Source organism: Kaistia sp. 32K (genome assembly GCF_016629525.1).
Taxonomy (GTDB): domain Bacteria; phylum Pseudomonadota; class Alphaproteobacteria; order Rhizobiales; family Kaistiaceae; genus Kaistia.
Genome location: NZ_AP024269.1, coordinates 2,680,084 through 2,699,933, shown reverse-complemented (window position 1 = coordinate 2,699,933; position 19,850 = coordinate 2,680,084). Strand labels below are relative to the sequence as shown.

Below are 19,850 nucleotides of genomic sequence, written 5' to 3'. Positions count from 1 at the left end.
TTTCAGCGATTGTTCAACTGGGCGCGAACCGCGTCGAGGCCCGCGCGCGTGATGCGGTAGGGCGCGCTGCCCCGGGACGCGATCAGGCGCCGGCGCTTCAGGCGCTGGAACAGTTCGACGGTGCAGTCAGAGAGGATCCAGCCCTCGCGGGTGGCGCAATCGACCGCGACGATGCGGCCCTGTTCGTTCCTGTGATGACGGATGGTCGCGCCCTGCGCGAGCGCATGCAGGATGCGCTGCTCGAGTTTCGAGACGTTCATGGAAAGCTTCGTCCGGATATTCGGTGATCAAAAGCCGCAGCAAAGCGGGCCGCGCAGCGACGACGCGCGCGCGGGCTTCTTGACCCTGCCTAACGGGGGCAGGGGATCACCGGGACTGAAGCGAACGGAACATCCAAACTCCTGAAGACGGTTCCGTGCATAGATGTATCATGCCGTAGGGACAAGTCTGCGTCAGGCAGCCGGCATCGGGAAATGCGGGCCGTTGCCGGAACGCAACGCGGGAGGAAGACGGATGGTGGAGAAAAGCACGGCAACCGCAGCCGAATTTCGGGCGTCGCTCGCGGCGCCGCAGCCGCCGGAAGGATTGTCGGCGCCGCTCGCCGCGCTCTGGCATCTGGAGAAGGGCAACTGGGAGGCCGCGCACGCGCTCGTCCAGGAGGATGAGAGCCGGGCCGGCGCCTGGGTTCACGCCCACATCCATCGGGTTGAGGGCGACCTCTGGAACGCGCGCTACTGGTATGGCCGCGCCGGGCAGCCGGTGGGCGAGGGCGACCCAGACCGGGAGCGGGCGGGCATCATGCTGGCGCTGATGCCGAGCTGACAGGAAAAAGCCCGGCGGATCGCTCCGCCAGGCTTCCTGCATTCACGATAGGCCGAAGCTTACCAGGAGCGCTTCAGGAAGATGTTGGTCTGCCAGGCGTCGCCGTCCTTGACCTTCGCCGTGTCCGAGGAGACGGAGCTGTAGAAGACGTCGACCAGCAGGTCGAGGCCCTTCACAGGCGTGAAGTTGGTCGTCGTGCCAACGCGCCAGGCGTCGAAGCTGCGATCGTTCCAGGCGGCGAAGTCGGCCTTGCTGTCGAACGAGGCATAGCCGCCGGAGACCGACGTCCAGATCTGGCTGTTCCAGACATGCTTGTACGACGTGAAGGCGCTCCAGCTGTTGCCCGGAACGGCGTCGAGGGCCGCGTTGCCGGTGATCGAGCTGGAGAGGTTGGCGACCGAGGTGCCGCCGGTGATGCCGGTGAACGAGTTGCCGTTCTGGGCGTAGCTCGCCGAGAACTGCACCTTGTCGCCCTTCGAGATGCTGTCGAGGGCCAGCTCGACGATGCCGCCGACGGCGAAGCCGTCCTTGCTGTCGTAGGTGTACGGATTGCCCGGTACGCCGCCGCCCGAGATGTCGATGGCGTGCTTGAAGTAGGCACCGGCGACCTTCGTGCTGAAGATGCCCGAAGCGTAGGTCACGGCGCCGACGATGTCGGGCATGTTGGTCTGGCCGCCGGTGGCGATCAGGTTGCCGTTGCCGTCAAACACGTCGTAGTTGCCGACGGCGCCGCGGTCGCGGTTGTCTTCGAGCGACAGCGTCAGGCCGAAGCCGTTGATGGCGTAGGACAGCTCGATGTGGTCGGTCTTGGTGTCCGACGCGAACATGCCGGTGTCGTCGAAGCCCTGGCCGAAGTCGAACAGCGAGTCGAAGCGGCCGGCCTTGATCGGGCCGAACTGCAGCCAGGCAGTGTCGACATAGGCCGAGTTGGTCTGGGCGTTGACCAGGTTGGCGATGGAGCCCGAGCCGACGTCGTTGCCGGTCCTGGCGCGGTAGTCGATCCAGCCGGTCAGGTTGCCGTATTCGGTGATCGACGAAGCGGTCAGCTGGATCGACGCTTCCGTGTAGAAGCCGTTCCAGGTGCTGTTCTTGTAGATCTTGTTGAAGGCGCTGTAGTCGTTGTCACCGAACTGGGTGACGAACTTCAGGTAGCCGCCGACCTTGATGCAGGTGTCGGTGCCGGGCGAGTAGAAGAAGCCCTTGCCGAAAGCGTCGCAGACCTTCACGTAGTCGACGGGTTCGGCAATGGCGAGATCGGCGGCCTGGGCCGATCCGGCGAGGACGATCGCGGCCGCGGAGCCGAGAATAAGAGACTTAAACGTCATTTCTGACCTTCCAATTTTTGGAGATTTCGAACACCGCCGTGCCGGCACGCGGCCGGACCCGCAGATCCGACCGGCCTCGACGACTGAAGCACTCGACGCCCCTATGCGATTTGGTCGTTGCGCGTCACCACCCCGTGAACGCCGCATCCGACACCCGCCACGACCCCTCGTGGCAGGCAGTCGCAACCTAGCCATGGCAGGTTTTGTCGCAAGGTAGAATCATCTCTGAATCGAAGTATTACGGGATTATGACTTCTGCGAGTTGTTTTAATATCCCGATCAATCGACTAATTTGCCGGCAATTCATATTCAAGTGACTTGTATATCAGCTGTATATTTCTTGAAATAACATGCCTATAGGCTTTCCGGCGAAAGTTATTCGGATCGCGTCCAAAATATGGCGGCGCCAAATTCATCCGAAACGCGTTGGCTTCCGTTGGGTTTCTAACGCGCATTGGCGCGATGTTCGATGCGTCTCGGAGGCAAGTAAAACGACTTGCATGGGTGACGCTCCGGCAGAGGCGCGTCGCCGGGCGCCGCCGACAGTATTGCAGTGCGGCAAATAATCTAAAATTCGAATGGTCTACAGGCGGAATATCGCAGCGCGAGCCTATCTAGCTTCGCGATCGCCTGATCACATGAATATCATTCGTGTTTTCATCTGGAACCCTGTCAATCTCGTTTCGTTGACGAATGCGCGGTTGAGGTGAGCCACGCACTCGACGGGAAAGGAGGGCTAGATGTCTATATTGCGAATGACAGTGACTTCGGCGGCATTCCTGATCGGCACCATGTTGATGCCGGCCCACTCCGAAGGTCTTGGCGGCGTCGTCAGCGGCGTTACCGGCAGCTTGGGAAACACCGTTTCCGGCGTGACAGGGGCTGTTGGCGGCGCGGTCGGCGGCGGTCTGGGCAATACCGTGACCAATACGGGCAACGCGCTCGGCGGCACGGTTTCGAATCTCGGCAATGCCGTCGGCGGCACGGTGAACGGCGTCACCGGCGCTGTTGGCAATACGGTCGGCGGCGTGACGAGCGGCCTGACCGGTTCGGGTGACGGCACGGCGCCGAGCGGGAGTGCGCTGCAGAACACGTCGAAATCGACGCTGCTTTCCGGCATCGACGCGCGTATCGACGTCCTCAGCAAGCGGGAGCTGATCCGGCTCTGCCTCGGTGTCGGCGGCGCCGCCAGCTGCGGGGGAAATCGCGAGCAGGTGATTCACCTGGTCGATGCGCGGCTGAAGCTCCTGTCGAAGCAGGAACTCGCCAATGTCTGCGTCAATGTCGGCGCCAGCTGCGGGGCCAAGGGCGGCACCAAGGTGACCGCCAACGTGCTCGGCCCCAAGGGCGTCGCCAATGCGAAGGTCCGGTCCGACCTGATCGGCGGCATCCATGCCAGGGCGGCGGTGCTCTCCAACAAGGAGCTGGCCAAGGTCTGCGTGAATGCCGGCGGCGGTTCTGGCTGCGGCACGGGCGACCGTTCCAAGCTGCTCGGCCTGATCGACACGCGCCTCGGTGTGCTCAATCAGGCGGGTCTGCTCAATCTCTGCCTGAGCGTGGGCGGATCCTGCGGCGGCCGCGTCGCCACCAACCCGGGCGGCCCCGGCGGCCCTGGAGGCCCGGGCAATCCTGGCGGACCGGGCAATCCCGGCAACCCGAAAGGCCCGACTTCGGTCTCGGACAGCAGCCTGAGCGGCGGCGAGCGCCAGGCGCTGGCGCGCAAGTGCCCGACCATCCTGCGCAACCCGATGTCGTTCGACCCCGATCTGGTGCAGCTCTGCAAGCTGGCCCGCCGGATCTGATCGATTCTGCCCCCCGGAAAGGAGAAGCCGCCGCGTCCAACGCGGCGGCTTCTTTCGTTTGCACGTCGGCTCAGGTCTGCGCGTGGCCGGACGCGAGCCGGGCGATCATCAGCGCGCCGAGAATAATGGCGCCGTAGATCGCCTGGATCCAGAAGGACGGCACCTGCGCCAGCGTCAGCAGGTTCTGCACGACGCCGAGGAGCAGCACGCCGGTCAGCGCGCCGAACATGGTGCCGCGGCCGCCGTCAAGCGAGATGCCGCCGATCACGGCGGCGGCGAAGACGGTGAAGATCATGCCGTTGCCCTGGTTGGCACTGATGGCGCCGACATAGCCGGTGATCACCAGCCCGCCGATCGCCGCCAGGATGCCCGCCAATATATAGACCCCGATGGTGACGCGTTCGACGCGGATGCCGGCGGCGCGCGCCGCCTCCGGATTGCCGCCGATGGCGTAGAGCGCGCGGCCGAGCCGATGATAGCGCAGCATGACGGCGGCGATGGCGAAGGCGAGCGCAGCGAGCCAGACTGCGAGCGGCAGGCCGAGGAAGGTGATGACCATCAGCGCGTAGAAGGCGTCGGGCAGGTCGAACAACGTCCGCCCGCTGGTGGCGCCGACCAGCATGCCGCGCAGGATGATCAGCATGGCCAGCGTGACGATGAAGGCGTTGAGCGTGAAGCGGACGACGAGGATGCCGTTGATCAGGCCGATCAGCGCGCCGACGCCGAGCACGACCAGGATGCCCACGAAGGTCGGCAACTCGATGCCGAAGCCGTTGTTGGCGACCGGCAGGACCAGCAGGGCGCCGATCGCCGGGGCGAAGCCGGCGGTCGATTCGAGCGAGAGATCGAACTTTCCGGTGATGATGATCAGCGATTCGGCCAGCACCACCAGCGCCAGCGCGGCGGAGGAGGTGAGGATGGTGTTCACGTTGCCCTGGGTCAGGAAGGCGGGGCTGATGAAGGCGCCGATGACGATCAGGATCACCAGCGCCGGCAGCAGCGCCAGGTCGTGCAGGCGGATCATCGGCCGGCGCGGCGCCGGTTTGGCGGCGCTGGCGATCGTCGTCGCCGTGGCGGATGGATGCGTGTTCATGCGAGCTCGATCCCTTCGATGGAGGCGACGAGCGCGTTATCGCTCCAGCCTGCCTTGTGTTCCGCGACGACCGATCCGTGCCGCATCACCAGCACCCGGTCGCAGGTCTTCAGATCCTCGATCTCGCCGCTGACGACGAGGATGGCCTTGCCCTCCTGGCGCATCCGCTCGATCACGGTGAGCAGCGCCTCCTTCGATTTCACGTCGACGCCGGCGGTCGGGTCCATCAGCACGAGGACGGACGGATCGTTGGCGAGCGCCCGGCCCATCACGACCTTCTGCTGGTTGCCGCCGGAAAGGCCGGAGACGAGCTGGTCAGGCCCCTGTGTGACGATGCCGAGCGAGCGGATCGTTCGGCCCGTCAACTCGGCGCGTCGCTTCGGCGCGATGAAGCCGAGCGGGCCCATGTGGCGGTTCACGGTCATGATCGCGTTGTCGGCGACGGATTGCGACAGGACGAGGCCCTGGTCGTGCCGGCTCTTCGGCACGCAGCCGACGCCGAGTTCGAGCGCCGCCGTGACGTCGCCGGAAGGCAGCGGCTTCTTGTCGATGCGGATAGCGCCGGCCGAATAGGGCGAGAGCCCCGCCACCGCCTCGGCGAGGCCGATGCGGCCGCCGCCGGTCGGACCCGAGAGGCCGACGACTTCGCCACGCCGGACATTGAAGGAGACATCCTTGAAGTCGTCGCCGGAAAGCCGGTCGATTTCGAGCGCGACGGCGGCGTCTTCCGGCACGGTTCGGCCTGCGGCATCGGCGACGCCGAGGCTGACATGCTCGCCCGTCATCGCCTCGATCAGCCGGTCCTTCGGCAGGTCGGCGACGGGCGCGGTGATGATGTGGCGGGCATCGCGCAGCACGGTGACCGTCTGGCAGATCTCGTAGACCTCCTGCAGGTGGTGCGAGATGAACAGGAAGGTCACCCCGGCGGCCTGCAACTCCTGGATTCGAATGAAGAGCCGCTTGATCTCGTCGCCGTCGAGCTGGGCCGTCGGCTCGTCGAGAATGATGAAGCGCGCGCCATAGGAGAGGGCGCGGGCAATCTCGACCAGCTGGCGCGCCTCGATCCGCAGGTCGCCGGCGCGGGCATCCTCGGAGACGGCGACGCCCCATTGATCCAGCAACTCGCGGGCGCGGCGGCGGAGCGTCGACCAGCTTATGAAGCCGCGCTCGGTCGGATGGCGGTTGATGAAGAGGTTTTCCGCGACGGTCAGGTCCGGAATGATCGTCGAATGCTGGTAGACGCAGGCGACGTGCCGGCGCCAGCCTTCGCGGTCGGCGATCGCCGGCGCGGGCTCGCCCGAGAACAGCACCTGGCCGGAATCGGGAGCGCGCAGCCCGGTCAGAATGCCGACCAGCGTCGACTTGCCGGCGCCGTTGCGGCCGACCAGCGCGTGCGACTCGCCGGCGAACACCTTGATGTGCGCCTCGTGCAGCGCGGTGGTCGGGCCGTAGCGCTTGGAGACGCCGCGCGCCTCGACGATCGGGATGGCAGGGTCAATCGAGGGCATGTGCGCTTCGCCCACGGCAGGAAGAAGGAAGGGGCATCGATTTCTCCGGATCTGGCGGATCAGGCGATGCTGCCTGATCCATTCCGTCAGGTGGTGACCGCAAGCCTTTGAAAGGGTTCGGAAGGCGGACCTCCCGAACCCCGGATGCCCTTAGAGCTGGTTGCCCCAGAAGGCCTTGTCGTCGACGTTTTCCTTGGTGACGAGCGGCGCGGCGAGCTGGTCTTCCAGCACGCCCGGACGGACCTCGACGATGGTGCTGTCGTGGTCGGTCGGGCCCGGCTTGAAGGTCGTGCCGTTGATCGCTTCCTTCAGATACTGGATGCCGTATTTGGCGTAGAGGTCGGCCGGCTGCGAAACGGTGGCGTCGATCTCGCCCTTGCGGATGGCGTCGAATTCCTGCGGGATGCCGTCGTTCGAGACGATGACGATGTGGCCTTCCGTGCCTGCCGGCTTCAGCAGGTTCTTGCGCTTCAGCGTCTGCAGCGTTGGCGCCAGGAACACGCCGCCGGCATGCATATAGATCGCCTTCAGGTCGGGCTGCGCGTTGAGCAGCGCGTCGAGACCGGCGGCGGCGTCTTCACCCGACCAGGCCTTGGTCGGGATCTCGAGCAGCTTCAGCTTCGGATAGTTCTTGGTGATGCACTCGCGAAAGCCGTTGCCGCGATCGCGCCCGTTGATCGAGGCCTGGTCGCCCATGATCTGCACGACCGGGCCTTCCTTGACGTGGTCGCCGATGAATTTGCAGGCCTTCTCGCCATAGGCGAGGTTGTTGGCGCGCACGACGATGGCGACGGGGCCGTTGTCGGGCGCGACGTCGACCGCCACGACCTTGGCGCCGGCCTTTTCCGACGCCTTCAGGACCGAGCCGGCGGCGGCGGATTCGAAGGGCGAGAAGATGATGCCCTTGGCGCCGAGCGACAGCGCGTTCTGCACGCCGGTGATCTGCTTCGCCGTGTCGAACTCGGAATTGAAGGGCTCGAGCAGGTCGACGCCCTGCTTCTTGGCTTCCTCGACGATGTAGCGGTTGTAGGAGGTCCAGAACGGCGAGGTCAGCGTCGTCAAGTCGACCGCCACCTTCTCGCCGTCGGCCCTGGCGCCGCTCGCCCCCATCATCGTCGCCAGCAGTGCCGCGCCCAGGATCGGGGCGGCCTTCTTCAAGGTCCTCATGTGGTTTCCTCCCACTGGTTCAGTCACGCAGTCCCGTGTCGAGGGATTGCCCGGTTCTCCGGTGCTGCTGTTCCCCCGACGACGTCCTCCTCCGACATCGCGCCTTACCTTCAGTGTCGTCCGCCCTCAGGCGCGGACCGGAAACTCCCCGGGTTCGCGCGACATCATGGCGTCGCGGCTCGCGAGCAGATGCGCCCGGAGCGCCGCGACGGCCTGTTCGGCCTCGCCCTTCGCCACGGCTTCGACGATCGCGGAATGTTCCCGCCGCGTCCGTTCCAGCGAGTAGCTCTTCAGCGTGAAATTGCGGATCGTCTGGGTCTGGCGCTGGATGACCCGATGCCAGCTGGCGATCGTGTCATTTGCGCCGAGCTGGACGATCAGCTCGTGAAACTCGCGGTCGAGGCGGATGGCGTCGACCAGGGCATCGCTGTTCTGCTTGCCGACCTCCGCCATGTGCGCCTCGAAGATCGCCCGCAACCGGGCGACGAATTCCGGCGTGGCGCGGCCCGAGGCGATGCCGCGACCGAGCGCATCCAGCTCGACCAGCATACGCGCCTCGAAGATCTCGCGGATGTCCTCGGGCGTGAAGTGGCGCACGACCGAGGCGCGCCGCGAGGCGCCCTCGACCAGGCCGTCCCGCGCCAGCATGGCGATCGCTTCCTTGACCGGCGTCTGGCTGATCATCAGCTCGCCCGCCAGCTGGTCCGCCAGCAGGCGCTGGCCGGCCGGCAGGCGTCCGGAGACGATCTGGCTCCGCAACTCCTCGTAGGCCTGCTCGGCAAGTGTGGCTCGTTTCAGCTTGGGCATGCCGCAACGATAAGCGCGTATTCGATCGGCTAGCAATAAAAAATTTTTTGTTTCTTTTGTCCGCCCGATCCGATAGCTCGGTTATCGAGAGACGGATATTTGAGCAGAGCCCGATTGCCATGCCGCTTCCTGATCATGAGCTTTTGCAACAACTTGCCGGCGAGTCTTCCATCGCAGTCGATGGCACTGACGCGCGGCTTCTGCTTTTGGCGGAGGCCGACAACGTCTTCGTCGCGCGATTGCGGATCCGCGCGGGCTCGTCGATCGCGGTGGGGGGCGCGACGGTGACGCTCGCCGCCGACCTGCCGCTCGGCCACAAGCTGGCGCGGCGGCCGATCCGGGCGGGCGAGAAGATCGTCAAATATGGCGCGCCGATCGGCACCGCGACCGAGGCGATCGCGGCCGGCACGCCGGTGCATGTCCACAACGTCAAGAGCGACTACACGCCGACCTATCATTTGATGGACGCGAACGAGGCGGAGGCAGGCCGATGAGCATGGCGATCGCAACGGAAGCCGCGCCCGTCCCGCCGGCATCGACCCAGACATCCACCATGCAGGGCTGGCTGCGCAGCGACGGCCGCAAGGGCATCCGCAACACGGTCGTCGTCGCCTATCTCGTCGAATGCGCCCATCACGTCGCCCGCGAGATCGCGATTCCCTTCCGCGAGCGCGACGTGCACGTCATCGGCTTTCCCGGCTGCTATCCGAATGCCTATGCCGAGCGGATGATGGAGCGCCTTTGCACTCATCCGAATGTCGGGGCGGTGCTTTTGGTGTCACTCGGCTGCGAGAGCTTCAACAAATACGCCCTGGAAAAGAAGGTGCGCGACAGCGGCCGACCGGTGAAGACCATCGTCATCCAGGCGACCGGCGGGACACGCAAGTCGATGGACGAGGGCAGGGCCTTCGTCGCCGAGCAGCGCGCCGCGCTCGACGCTGCGCCGACCGTGCCGATGGAGCCGAGCGAGCTCATCATCGGCACCGTCTGCGGCGGTTCCGACGGCACGTCCGGCATCTCAGGAAATCCGGCCGCCGGCCGCGCCTTCGACCTGTTCGTCGAGGCGGGGGCGGCGTGCATCTTCGAGGAGACGGGCGAGCTGATCGGCTGCGAGCACATCATGGCCGCGCGGGCTGTTACTCCGGAACTGGGCGAGATCCTGGAGCAGTCCGTCGCCAAGGCGGCCCGCTATTATGCGACGCTCGGCTATGGCTCGTTCGCCGCCGGCAATGCCGAGGGCGGGCTCACCACCATCGAGGAGAAGTCGATGGGCGCCTATGCGAAATCGGGCGCCTCGCCGATCTCCGGCCTGATCAAGCCCGGCGATTTGCCGCCGCATGGCGGGCTCTATCTGCTCGACGTGGTGCCGGACGGCGAGGTGCGCTTCGGCTTCCCGAACATCAACGACAATGCCGAGATCGCCGAACTGATCGCCTGCGGCAGCCATGCCGTGCTGTTCGTCACCGGGCGCGGCTCGGTCGTCGGATCGGCGATCTCGCCGGTGGTGAAGATCTGCGCCAATCCCGAGACCTACCGGCGAATGGAGGACGACATGGACGTCGACGCCGGCCGGATCATCGAGGGCAAGGCCAGCCTCGATGCCGTCGGGCGCGAGATCCACGATCTCGTCGTCGGGCTCGGGCAGGGCGGGCGCACCAAGTCGGAAGAGCTGGCGCACCAGGAATTCGTGCTCGGCTACAAGAGCTTCGAGCCGATCGGACCGGCCTGCCTGCCGGTCTGACCACAGCGATCTGGGGGGAGGACAGCTTGACCGATCTGACCGCGCGCCTGGAGGCGTGCTACACCGGCGTCGTGCATGACGTCATGCGCGCCATGGGCCTGCGTGACTTCACGTTGCCGGCCGAGCTCAGGCCGATCCTGCCGGAGCGCGCGCTTGCCGGGCCTGCCTTCACCATCGAGGGCCGGGCCGATCCCCATGCCGACGGTCACGAGACGCTGCTCGCCTGGACGGGGCTTCTCTCCAAGGCGCCTTCCGGCTCGATCTGGGTGTCGCAGCCGAACGACCGGATCGTCGCGCATATGGGCGAGCTCTCGGCCGAGACGCTGAAGAACAAGGGCGTGCGCGGCTGCATCGTCGACGGCTACGCCCGTGACGTGAATTTCCTGTTGGAGATGGGCTTCCAGACCTGGTGCCGTGGTTTCACCCCGCGTGATATCGTCGGACACTGGTTGCCCGTGGCGACTGAGGTGCCGATCGAGATCGGCGGCATCGCGATCCGTCCGGGCGACTATTTCCTCGGCGATCGCGACGGGCTGGTCCGCATTCCGTTCGAGCATCTCGGCGAGGTGGTCGAGCGGGCGGAGACGGCGATCGCCACGGAAAACCGCGTACGCACCGCGATCCTCGCGGGCACGGACCCACAAGAGGCCTATCTGAAATATGGCAAATTCTGACCTGACCCCGACGGAACCGCTGCATCCGCTGCTCGTCGAGGGCGTCAAGGCGCGGCGTGCCCGGCCGGCCTTTCCCGATGTCGCGCCCGACGTGGCAAAGGCGATGTTCGAGGAGATGCAGGCCAATCCGTCCCGCATGCCGGAAGTGGTCGTGGTGGAGGCGATCGAGGTCGCCGGCGCGGCGGGGCCCCTGCATGCGCGGCTCTACCGGCCTGGCGTCAGCGCCGCGGCGCCGCTGATCGTCTATTTCCACGGCGGCGGCTTCGTGCTCGGCAGCTACGACACGCATGACCGCAATGCCCGCCGCCTCGCCATCGCGACCGGCGCGATCGTCGTGTCGGTGAATTATCGCCTCGCGCCCGAGCATCCCTTCCCGGCAGCGCCCGACGACGCCGACGCGGCGCTCGCCGATCTCTCGGCGCGGGCGGAGGGCCTCGGCGCCGATCCCGACCGCGTCTTCGTCGCGGGCGACAGCGCCGGCGCGACGCTGGCGATCGCGGCCGTGCTGCCGGGTATCGGCGAGCGCGGGCGGCAGCCGGCCGGCCTGATCGCCTTCTATCCGGTGACCGACATGACGGCGATCGGCGTCGGCGAATCCTATCGCGCCTTCGGCGACGGTAATGTCGGCCTCTCGACGGCCGACATGCTGTGGTTCCGCGGCCTCTATGCGCCGGATCCCGACCAATGGAACGATCCGCGCTGCTCACCGCTCGCGGCGGACGTCGCCGATCTCGCCGGCCTGCCGCCGACGCTGATCGTGACGGCGGCCTATGACGTGCTGGCGCAGGACGGCGCGCTCTTCGCCGCCCGTCTCGCCACGGCCGGCGTGACCGTGACCTATAGGCATGTCCAGGGCGTCAACCACGGTTTCATCGGCGTGCCGACCCCGCCGCCGGGGACGATCGCCGCCTATGAGGCGGTGGCGGAGTGGATGGAGAGGGTCGGCTGAGCGCGCCAGACTGACCAACCCGCATGCCGGGGTGCCCGGCTGGACGCTCCTTCGAGGCTTCGCTCACGCGAGCACCCAGCTCGCGGCGTCACTCCGGCCTACGCGCCCACCACAGGGACTGTCATTGGCTTGTTATCATGCCGAACGAGGATCGGCGCCTTGCTTGCTTTCTCTGTCAGGATCCAGCCTCCATGAAGAAACTTGCCCCCTTCGCTGGGCTTTTCCTCCTTCTCGTTGTCGGCACTGCCGCGAATGCCGAGGACGCCAAGCCTTTCCTCACCGCCAAGGACGTCGATTTGACGATGATCCTGCCGCCTCCGCCGGCCAACGATTCAGCCGAGACCAAGGCTGAAATCGCCGAAGTGCTGAGACTGCAGGTGACGCGCACACCGGACATGGAAGCGCGCGCCAAGGCGGATGCCGAAGAGAATGTCTGGCGCTTCGCTGACGTAATGGGGCCAAAATTCACCAAGGACGCCCTGCCGAAGGTCGATGCCTTCTTTGAGCGCGTTGCGGCGACGGAAGGCGCGGTCGTCGATCCGGCCAAGGACGTCTGGAAGCGTCCGCGCCCCCATATGCTCAGCGATCTGGTCAAGCCCGTCGTCAAGCCGACGACCTCCGGCTCCTGGCCGTCCGGTCACACGACCGTTGGAACGATGATGGGCATCATCCTGTCCGACATGGTTCCGGAGAAGCGCGCTGAGATCATGGCCCGCGCCTGGCAGTACGGCCACAACCGGGTCGTGGCGGGGATTCACTACCCTTCCGACATCGAGATGGGGCGCATCTCCGGGGCGGTCATCGCCATCCAGTTGCAACACGATGCCGATTTCGTGAAGGCCTACGAGGAGGCCAGGGCGGAGCTTCGTGCCGATCTCGGCATGTAAACGGCTTTCGACCCTCAGCCTGTCAAGGGGCGCCCCAGGGCGCCCCTTTCTTCATCTGGGCGCGCCATTAAACAGATCGGCGCCCTGCCTCAACCCGGCTTGCGCGCCCTTATGTGCAGGAAGATCGGCGCGATGCGGGTGTCGGCGATGATGGGCTCGGCCGCCGCTGCGTCGACGCTGGCGCGCGGCTCGCCGAACGCCTCGATGACGAGGCCGGCGCCGACCACCATCTCGACCCATTGGCTCAGCGTCCGGTGGAAGCGCGGGACGTGGAAGGGCTCGACCTTGGCGCGCTCGGCGGCGGGGAGCGAGGAGAACCACCAGCTCTCGACCTTGCCGTCGATCGTCTCGAAATAATCGGCGACCTCGACGGCGACGGGCTCGCCTGTCGCGTCGCGGATGTTGCGCCGGCGCGGCGGCACGAAGCAGGGATGCAGGATCGAGAACTGCAGGAAGCCGCCCGGCCGCAGCACGCGACGCGCCTCGCCGAGCACGGCCGGCTGGTCCGGCATGTCCATCAGCGACATGAAGGCGGTGGCGAAGTCGAAGCTTGCGTCCGCGAAGGGCAGGGCCATGCCGTCGCCGACATGATAGTCGATGCCGCGCGGATCGGCCGCCTCGCTCTCCCGCGCATGGCGGACGAAGGTCGGCGCGATGTCGACCGCGGTCATGCGCGCGCCGAGGCCGGCGAGCTGGCGCGTGTTGGAACCCTCGCCACAGCCAATGTCGAGACCGTCGAGGCCCGCGATCGGCGGTAGCATGGCGAGGAAGGCCGGCGTGTTGAGGGCGTCGCGGTAGACGTCATAGCCGGCGCGCGAATGGCGGGTCCAGGCTTCAGCATTGGCTTCCCAATGCGCGGCGACGGTCGAGATGTCCATGGTAGGCGCCTCCGGCTCGCTGCGGGCGCGCCATTCACCAGATCGGCGCGTGGCTGTCAAGCCGGCGGGGCAGGGGGCCGTGCGCGATCCCGCGTAGCGGGACGGTTCAGTCGGTGACGGCGTCCCAGGGGAGATCGGCCAGGCGGATCGGCCAGCGTTCGAACACCAGCGTTTCATGCGCGTCGTCCGAGCGCTCGAAGACGCGCGCCGCCATGCCGAGTTCGGCGGCGGAATTGCCGAGGTGTTTGGCCATGGAAAGCGCCACGTCATGCGACGAGAAGGCGCCGATGAGCGAGCCTGTCTGGCTCATGATGGCAAAGCCCCGGTCTTCATTGGGCTGGACGTAGTAGACCGCCGAATCAAACACTTAACGTCTCCTTAACGCTGAGACGATGCTTAGCTGAGTCGGTCATAGCTGTGTGCGGTGAATGCGGTCCAGCCGGGAAAAACCTCCCGAAACCTCCGCGAGTGTGTCCCAAAGGTCATGCCCGTCACCATTCAGGGAGGTGTCGCACTCGCTGACTGCAACGTCTCCGTGCAGGCGCCATCGCGCGGTCTGCCTGGTTGACTTGGGCGTCGTCCTCGCTAGGTTCGGCGCCGGTCAAGGTTCTCTCTGACCGCAAGGCAGAGAGCTAAGAGGGAACCCGGTGCGCCCGATCGGTCCAGGACCGAGGCAAGGCCGGAGCTGCCCCCGCAACTGTAAGCGGTGAGCCGCGCTGCCATTCTACGTCACTGGCGAGAGATCGCCGGGAAGACAGGCAGCGACGGCATCGACCCGCGAGCCAGGAGACCTGCCCTGACCGGTGCAATGTCCTTGGGCGGGGTGTCCACAGGGAACGTTTGGCTGGTCGTGACGGGCGCATTCCGCCCGGATTTCCCATTCATGCGGTCTTTTCCGGCCTCTCGCCCGTTCCGCCGGGGAGTCGGAAACATGTCCTCTATTCAAGCTGCTCGGCCGGAGGCCGGGCCGCCGGCCCGCGCCGTCGTGCTGCTGGCGAAATCCGCCTTCGCGGCGGCGCCGATGCGGGAAATGCAGCGGCTCGCCGAGCGCATCCACCAGCAGCGGGAACCAGGCGAGCATGTCGTCTTCGCCTTCTCCGAGCAGGGGACGCCGACGCTGCGCGACGTGATGCTGTCGCTCCGCGACGCCGGGCACGCCGAGATCGTCATCATTCCCCTGCTCATCCCGCTGGAGCCGAGCTTTAACGCCTGGCTCGGGCGGACGCTGCAGCGCTGGCTCGCGGAGAGCGCCTGGCCGGTGATCCGGGTCGCCGCGCCGCCGGAAGAAGCGCCGGCGCTTGATGGCCTGATCGACGAGCTGATCGAAGGCTGCGCCGCGCGGCCGCCCGTCGCCCTTCCGGAAAAGCCGTTGCCGGATGCCTCGCTGGTCCCGGCGCAGAAGCGCCGTGTCCTGGTCTGCCAGGGCGGGCCGTGCAACGCGGCCGGCGCCGACGTCATCTGGGGCCATCTCCGCAACGAGCAGGAACGGCGCAAGCTCCGGACGGTCGGCGACGGTGTCATGACGGCGAAATCGACCTGCCTCGGCCCCTGCAACCTCGCTCCGGTCCTGCAGGTCTTTCCCGAAGGCACCTATTACGGCGGCGTCACGGAGAGCGGCGTCGACCGGATCATCGACGAGCATCTCCTCGCCGGCCGGATCGTCCCGGCGCTCGCCTATGCGCCGACCGGCCGCAAACAAAGGCTGCGCGGCTGAACGCCGCCGGCATCCCTTTTCCTTCCTCCATCAGAGAGACCAAACCGCATGAAGACCATGCTTCGCGCCCTGCGCGTCTCCGCCGCGCTGCTCGCCTCGGCATCGGCGCTTTCCGTGCCGGCCTCGGCCGCCGAGACGCTCCGCGTCGGCGCTTCCTTCATCACCTCCGGGCTCGATCCCGCCAAGGGCTCGAATGGCTGGGCGCTCACCAGCCATGGCGTCGGCGAGACGCTGTTCGCGGTCGACAAGGACGGCGTGCTGGTGCCGGAGCTCGCCGAGAGCGCCGAGCGGGCCGATGAACTCGTCTGGCTGGTGAAGCTGAAGCCCGGCCGGCATTTCTCGGACGGCACGGCGGTTTCGGCGGAGACGGTCGGCGCCGGGCTCGCCCATACGATGGCCAACAACAAGGCGGCGCTGGCGACCGGCGGCACGCTGCGCTTCGAGGCGGTCGATCCGCTGACGATGAAGGTGACGACGGAAAAGCCGGTGGCGCTGATCCAGGCGCTGTTCGCCGAATGGCCGCTCGTCATCTACCACCTGAAGGAAGATGGCACGGCGACCTTCAGCGGTCCCTATGCGGTGAAGACGTTCCGGCCCGATGCCGAGATCGAGCTGGAGCCGAACCCGCATTTCGAGGGCGCCGACAAGCGCAGCCCGGTCACCTACCGCAAGTTCGCCGACAGCCAGGCGATGACGCTCGCCTTCGAGGCCGGTGAACTCGACCTCGCCTTCGGCCTGCCGGCGGAGAGCATCCCCCGCCTGAAGGCCAATCCGGAGCTGACGATCAAGGACTTCCCCGTCGGCTACCAGTATCTCGCCTATTTGAACACGCGGAAGCCCGCGTTCGGCGACGCGCGCGTCCGCCGCGCCATCGACCTCGCGCTCGATCGGGACCAGCTGGTGCTGGCGATCCATGGCGGACTGCCGGCGACCGGCGCCTACGCGCCCTATTTCCCGTTCGCGGCCAAGGAGCCCCGGACGACCGACGTCGCCAAGGCGGCCGAGCTCCTGACCGAGGCCGGCTGGGTCGCCGGCGCGGATGGCAAGCGCAGCAAGGACGGCGCCGCCCTCAAGCTCGCGGTGCTCGCCTATCCGCAGCGGCCGGATCTCGTCGCGATGCTGCCGGTGGTGAAGGCGCAGCTCGCGGCGCTCGGCATCGAGGTCGAGACGCGGATCGTCGAGAATTCCAACGAGGTCGCCGGCTCCGGTGATTTCGACATCTTCCTCTGGGCCCAGCACACGGCGCCGACCGGCGATCCCGCCTTCTTCCTGAACAGCACGTTCCGGACCGGCGCGGGCCTCAACTTCTCCGGCTATGCCGATCCCGCCTTCGACGCGATCCTCGACGGCTTCGCCAACGAGACCGACCCGGCCAAGCGGGCGGCGATCGCGGCGGCAGCCCAAGCCAAGCTGTTCGAGGACGCGCCCGTCACGTTCCTGGTCTCGCCGGTCTGGCATGTCGGCCTCTCCAAGGCGCTCGCCGGCTACGAGCCGTGGGGTTCGGACTATCACGTGCTGCGCGCCGATATCGGCGAGGCGAAGTGACGATCCCATCATGGTGACGGCGCCTTCATGACCCTTCCGGCCCGGATCGCGTTCAGGACGATCGCCAGCTTGCTGGCGATCTCGCTGCTGGCGTTCGCCATCATTTCCGCGATGCCGTCCGATCCGGTCGCCATCGCGATCCGGGCCTGGAACCTTCCCCTCGACGGCGATCTGGTCGCCGGGCTGCGCGCCCAATGGGGCCTCGACCGGCCCTTCCTCGAGCGCTATGCCGCATGGGTGCTGCGCTTCGTCGGCGGCGACTGGGGAATCTCCTTCCGCACCGGCGAGCCTGTGTTTCAGGAATTCGTCCGCCGTCTGCCGCTGACGCTATCGATCGCCTTTTCCGGCCTGGCGATAGCGCTGGTCGTCGCCGTGCCGCTCGGCTTCCTGGCGGCGCTTTGGCCGCGCGGCCTCGTGGACCGCGCGACACGGGGACTGGCGGTGCTCGCCCAGGCGGTGCCGTCGATCTGGCTCGGCCTGATCCTGCTCTTCGTGCTCGGCGTGCAGCTCCGCTGGATCCGTCCGTTCACGCGGGACTGGACCGGGCTGATCCTGCCGATCGCGTTGATCGCACTGCATTCGCTCGCCGTCCTCTCCCGCGTCTATCGGCGCGATCTCATCGAGGTCAGCACGCAGCCCTTCTTCCGCACCGCGCTCGCCAAGGGGCTCGGTCGCGGCGCCGCGCTCTGGCGGCATGGCCATTCCCATGCCCTCTATGCGCTGCTCTCCGCCTTCCGCGCCGAGGCGAGCTGGGCCGTCGGCAGCACCGCCGCCCTCGAGGTGCTGTTCGGCCTGCCGGGCATCGGCCAGTTCCTCGTCGAGAGCATCGCGGCGCGCGACTATCCGGTGCTGCAGGCCTATGTGATGGTCGTCGCGCTCTGGCTTCTCCTTTTGAATGCCGCCATCGCGACGAGCCTTGCCTGGCTGGCGCCGAGGCAGGTCCCGTGAGCCTCCGGCGTTTCCCGGCCATTCTGGTCCTCGTGCTGATGCTGGCGGGCGCGCTCTGGCAGCCGCATGATCCGGACGCCATCCAGCTCGCTTTGCGCCATGCGCCGAGCTCGTGGTCGCATTGGCTCGGCACCGACCAGCTCGGCCGCGATCTCCTCTCCCGGCTGATGGTCGGCGGCTGGCGCACGGCGATCGTGCTCGTCTGCGTCGCCGCCGTCGGCATGGTCGGCGGCTGCGCCTTCGGTATCGCGGCGGCGATGCTGGGCGACTGGCGCGGCGCGGCGATCCTGCGCGCCGCCGAAATGTTCATCGTCGTGCCGACTTTGATCGTGGCGCTGACGGCCGCGGCGATCTTCGGGCTGAGTCCGCTCACCGCTGGCGTGGCGCTCGGTCTCGCCGGCGTCGGGCCCTATACGCTGTTCGCCCATGCGCTGGCGCAGCGGCTGCTCGGCCAGCCCTTCGTGCAGGCGGCGCGGGCGCTCGGCGTCGACGGCCTGCCGCTGGTGCTGCGCCATGTCGTGCCCAACATGGCGCCGGTGCTGTTCGCCCATATCGGCAGCCAAGGCGGCCTCGCGGTCACGGCCTATGCCTCGCTGGCCTTTCTCGGCCTCGGCGCCGATCCGTCGCGGCCGGACTGGGGGGCGATGCTGTTCGAGTACCGGATGTTCATCTTCGACCATCCCATGCTGATGGTCTGGCCGGGCCTCGCCATCGCCGGCGTGGCGGCGGCGCTCAACGCCTCGTTCGACGCGGATTGACCGGGCTGCCGATTGCCACGAAGGCGAAAACGGCGAGGGTGCCGAGACCGGCGATGACGGTGAGCGCCACCGGATAGCCGAGCCCTTCCGTCATCAGCGCGAAGGTGAAGGGGGCGGCGGAGGAGACGACGAGGCGCACCGAGGTCAGTCGGCCGAGGCGCTTGCCGTAGCCGTCGCTGCCGAAGAGCTCCAGCGGCAGCGTTCCCTGCACGATGCTGGAGAGGCCGGAGCTCAGGCCGAAGATGATGGCGAAGGCGAAGGCGCCGGCGAGGTTTGGCGCGGTCATGAGCAGGGTGCCGGTCGCGAGCGGCAGGAACAGCGAGGCGATGATCGCCAGCGTCCTCTGCGACAGCTTGCCCCCGAAGGTCATGTTGGTGAAGCGGCTCAGCACCTGCGCCGGCCCGAACACCGACGCCACCAGCACGCTCGCCTTGGCGAGGCCGAGGCCGGTCAGCATCGGCAGCATGTGCACCAGGAAGGTCGAGGTGACGAAGCTCTGGATGGCGAAACCCGCCAGCATCAGCCCGAAGGCGCGGGGCCGGGCCGCTTCCTCGACCACGCCGATGACCGGCGCCCTCGCCGGGACGAGGGGATTGGCGTCGGAGCTGCGGCTCATGTCGCGCCGGGTCTGGATCATCAGCCAGGCATGGACGGGAAAGCAGATGAAGAGGTTCAGCGCCGCGAACAGCCAGTAGACGCGGTGCCAGTCGAGATAGGCGTGCAGCTCGGTGGTGAAGGGCCAGAACAGCGTCGACGAGAAGCCGGCGATCAGCGTCAGCTGGGTGATGGTGCGCTGGGCCCGCGTCGGGTTGATCTGCACCAGCAGCGTGAAGGAGCTGGTGTATTGCACCAGCGTCGAGGCGACCTGGATGGCGATGAGCCCGGCGACGAGCATGGCGCCGTTCAGCGCCAGCGCCGAGGCGCCGAGCGCGAGCGCCGCGACGAGCGAGCCGACCGTCATGACGCGTCCGGCGCCGGCGCGGTCGATCCAGGCGCCGACCCAGGGCGCGCTGAGGCCGCCGACGAGGAGCGACGCGGAGAAGGCGGCGAACATCCACTCCGTCGAGATGCCGAACTCGCGCCCCATGGCCGGGGCGAGGACGCTGAAGCTGTAGTAGAGCGTGCCGTAGCCGATGATCTGGGTCAGGCCGAGCGCGAGGACCGCGTTGCGGGGATTCATGCGTGATCGCCTTGGAGCGGATGGCCTGTGGCGGGCCGCTTGACGTCGGCCC

Annotated in this window: 20 protein-coding genes and 1 riboswitch; of the genes, 11 read left to right on the top strand and 9 right to left on the bottom strand. The window is 67.1% G+C overall.

Translation table 11 applies throughout. The features are described 5' to 3' along the window. Positions 1 to 2: 2 nt before the first annotated feature. Positions 3 to 260 (bottom strand): YjhX family toxin, encoded by a 258-nt coding sequence (locus K32_RS12400; RefSeq protein ID WP_201399838.1) that lies wholly within the window; start codon positions 258 to 260, stop codon positions 3 to 5. Positions 261 to 513: 253 nt separating this feature from the next. Here K32_RS12400 and K32_RS12395 point away from each other — a divergent pair, with 253 nt between their 5' ends. After that, positions 514 to 822: a hypothetical protein gene (locus K32_RS12395; RefSeq protein WP_201399837.1), complete on the top strand. Its 309-nt coding sequence runs from the start codon at positions 514 to 516 to the stop codon at positions 820 to 822. A gap of 59 nt (positions 823 to 881) precedes the next feature. Here the strand turns inward: K32_RS12395 and K32_RS12390 are convergent, their stop codons facing one another. Then, on the bottom strand, positions 882 to 2,147 hold the full coding sequence (locus K32_RS12390; protein WP_201399836.1) for a porin: 1,266 nt from the start codon (positions 2,145 to 2,147) through the stop codon (positions 882 to 884). Positions 2,148 to 2,887: 740 nt separating this feature from the next. Here K32_RS12390 and K32_RS12385 point away from each other — a divergent pair. After that, positions 2,888 to 3,949, top strand: a complete 1,062-nt coding sequence (locus K32_RS12385) for a hypothetical protein (RefSeq protein WP_201399835.1) — start codon at positions 2,888 to 2,890, stop codon at positions 3,947 to 3,949. A gap of 70 nt (positions 3,950 to 4,019) precedes the next feature. On the opposite strand, the gene K32_RS12380 is transcribed toward K32_RS12385, so the two are convergent. The 4 genes from K32_RS12380 to K32_RS12365 all read right to left on the bottom strand — a co-directional run bounded on the left by K32_RS12380 (position 4,020) and on the right by K32_RS12365 (position 8,524). Continuing rightward, positions 4,020 to 5,042: an ABC transporter permease gene (locus tag K32_RS12380; protein ID WP_201399834.1), complete on the bottom strand. Its 1,023-nt coding sequence runs from the start codon at positions 5,040 to 5,042 to the stop codon at positions 4,020 to 4,022. After that, positions 5,039 to 6,550 carry a sugar ABC transporter ATP-binding protein gene (locus K32_RS12375; protein WP_201399833.1) on the bottom strand — a complete coding sequence of 504 codons (1,512 nt, stop codon included), beginning with the start codon at positions 6,548 to 6,550 and terminating at the stop codon, positions 5,039 to 5,041. The genes K32_RS12380 and K32_RS12375 overlap by 4 nt, the downstream gene beginning before the upstream one ends. A 150-nt stretch (positions 6,551 to 6,700) precedes the next feature. Then, positions 6,701 to 7,717, bottom strand: a complete 1,017-nt coding sequence (locus K32_RS12370; protein WP_201399832.1) for a sugar ABC transporter substrate-binding protein — start codon at positions 7,715 to 7,717, stop codon at positions 6,701 to 6,703. A 126-nt stretch (positions 7,718 to 7,843) separates the two neighbouring features. Continuing rightward, positions 7,844 to 8,524: a GntR family transcriptional regulator gene (locus K32_RS12365; protein WP_201399831.1), complete on the bottom strand. Its 681-nt coding sequence runs from the start codon at positions 8,522 to 8,524 to the stop codon at positions 7,844 to 7,846. 119 nt (positions 8,525 to 8,643) lie between these two features. Here K32_RS12365 and K32_RS12360 point away from each other — a divergent pair, with 119 nt between their 5' ends. The 5 genes from K32_RS12360 (at position 8,644) to K32_RS12340 (ending at position 12,775) form a co-directional block, all read left to right on the top strand. Further along, entirely contained in the window at positions 8,644 to 9,018 is a 375-nt protein-coding gene (locus K32_RS12360; protein WP_201399830.1) for a UxaA family hydrolase, read from the top strand. Beyond that, a complete protein-coding gene (locus K32_RS12355; protein WP_201399829.1) occupies positions 9,015 to 10,265 on the top strand; it encodes a UxaA family hydrolase in 1,251 nt (416 codons plus the stop codon). The genes K32_RS12360 and K32_RS12355 overlap by 4 nt, the downstream gene beginning before the upstream one ends. 26 nt (positions 10,266 to 10,291) lie before the next feature. Then, the gene (locus K32_RS12350) at positions 10,292 to 10,939 is read left to right on the top strand and encodes an RraA family protein (RefSeq protein WP_201399828.1); all 648 of its coding nucleotides are present in this window, start codon (positions 10,292 to 10,294) and stop codon (positions 10,937 to 10,939) included. Next, positions 10,926 to 11,888 (top strand): alpha/beta hydrolase, encoded by a 963-nt coding sequence (locus tag K32_RS12345; protein ID WP_201399827.1) that lies wholly within the window; start codon positions 10,926 to 10,928, stop codon positions 11,886 to 11,888. Before K32_RS12350 ends, K32_RS12345 begins: the two co-directional genes overlap by 14 nt. A 191-nt stretch (positions 11,889 to 12,079) precedes the next feature. Continuing rightward, complete coding sequence (locus tag K32_RS12340) at positions 12,080 to 12,775, top strand: phosphatase PAP2 family protein (RefSeq protein ID WP_201404475.1); 696 nt, start codon at positions 12,080 to 12,082, stop codon at positions 12,773 to 12,775. A gap of 89 nt (positions 12,776 to 12,864) precedes the next feature. Here K32_RS12340 and K32_RS12335 read toward each other — a convergent pair whose 3' ends face one another. Then, positions 12,865 to 13,653: a class I SAM-dependent methyltransferase gene (locus K32_RS12335; RefSeq protein WP_201399826.1), complete on the bottom strand. Its 789-nt coding sequence runs from the start codon at positions 13,651 to 13,653 to the stop codon at positions 12,865 to 12,867. A gap of 106 nt (positions 13,654 to 13,759) precedes the next feature. Further along, the gene (locus K32_RS12330; protein WP_201399825.1) at positions 13,760 to 14,020 is read right to left on the bottom strand and encodes a hypothetical protein; all 261 of its coding nucleotides are present in this window, start codon (positions 14,018 to 14,020) and stop codon (positions 13,760 to 13,762) included. A gap of 220 nt (positions 14,021 to 14,240) precedes the next feature. Next, a riboswitch (cobalamin riboswitch) is annotated at positions 14,241 to 14,467 on the top strand. Between the two features lie 117 nt (positions 14,468 to 14,584). Here K32_RS12330 and K32_RS12325 point away from each other — a divergent pair. From K32_RS12325 to K32_RS12310, 4 genes are read left to right on the top strand one after another with little or no spacing between them, the layout of a single operon-like run. Beyond that, positions 14,585 to 15,367: a (2Fe-2S) ferredoxin domain-containing protein gene (locus tag K32_RS12325; RefSeq protein ID WP_201399824.1), complete on the top strand. Its 783-nt coding sequence runs from the start codon at positions 14,585 to 14,587 to the stop codon at positions 15,365 to 15,367. A gap of 48 nt (positions 15,368 to 15,415) precedes the next feature. Then, the gene (locus K32_RS12320) at positions 15,416 to 16,912 is read left to right on the top strand and encodes an ABC transporter substrate-binding protein (protein WP_201399823.1); all 1,497 of its coding nucleotides are present in this window, start codon (positions 15,416 to 15,418) and stop codon (positions 16,910 to 16,912) included. 27 nt (positions 16,913 to 16,939) lie between these two features. Further along, on the top strand, positions 16,940 to 17,860 hold the full coding sequence (locus K32_RS12315) for an ABC transporter permease (RefSeq protein ID WP_201399822.1): 921 nt from the start codon (positions 16,940 to 16,942) through the stop codon (positions 17,858 to 17,860). Continuing rightward, positions 17,857 to 18,618, top strand: a complete 762-nt coding sequence (locus tag K32_RS12310) for an ABC transporter permease (protein ID WP_201399821.1) — start codon at positions 17,857 to 17,859, stop codon at positions 18,616 to 18,618. The genes K32_RS12315 and K32_RS12310 overlap by 4 nt, the downstream gene beginning before the upstream one ends. On the opposite strand, the gene arsK is transcribed toward K32_RS12310, so the two are convergent. Beyond that, a complete protein-coding gene (gene arsK / locus K32_RS12305; protein ID WP_201399820.1) occupies positions 18,593 to 19,798 on the bottom strand; it encodes an arsenite efflux MFS transporter ArsK in 1,206 nt (401 codons plus the stop codon). The two genes, K32_RS12310 and arsK, sit on opposite strands and share 26 nt — an antisense overlap. Positions 19,799 to 19,850 lie beyond the last annotated feature (52 nt).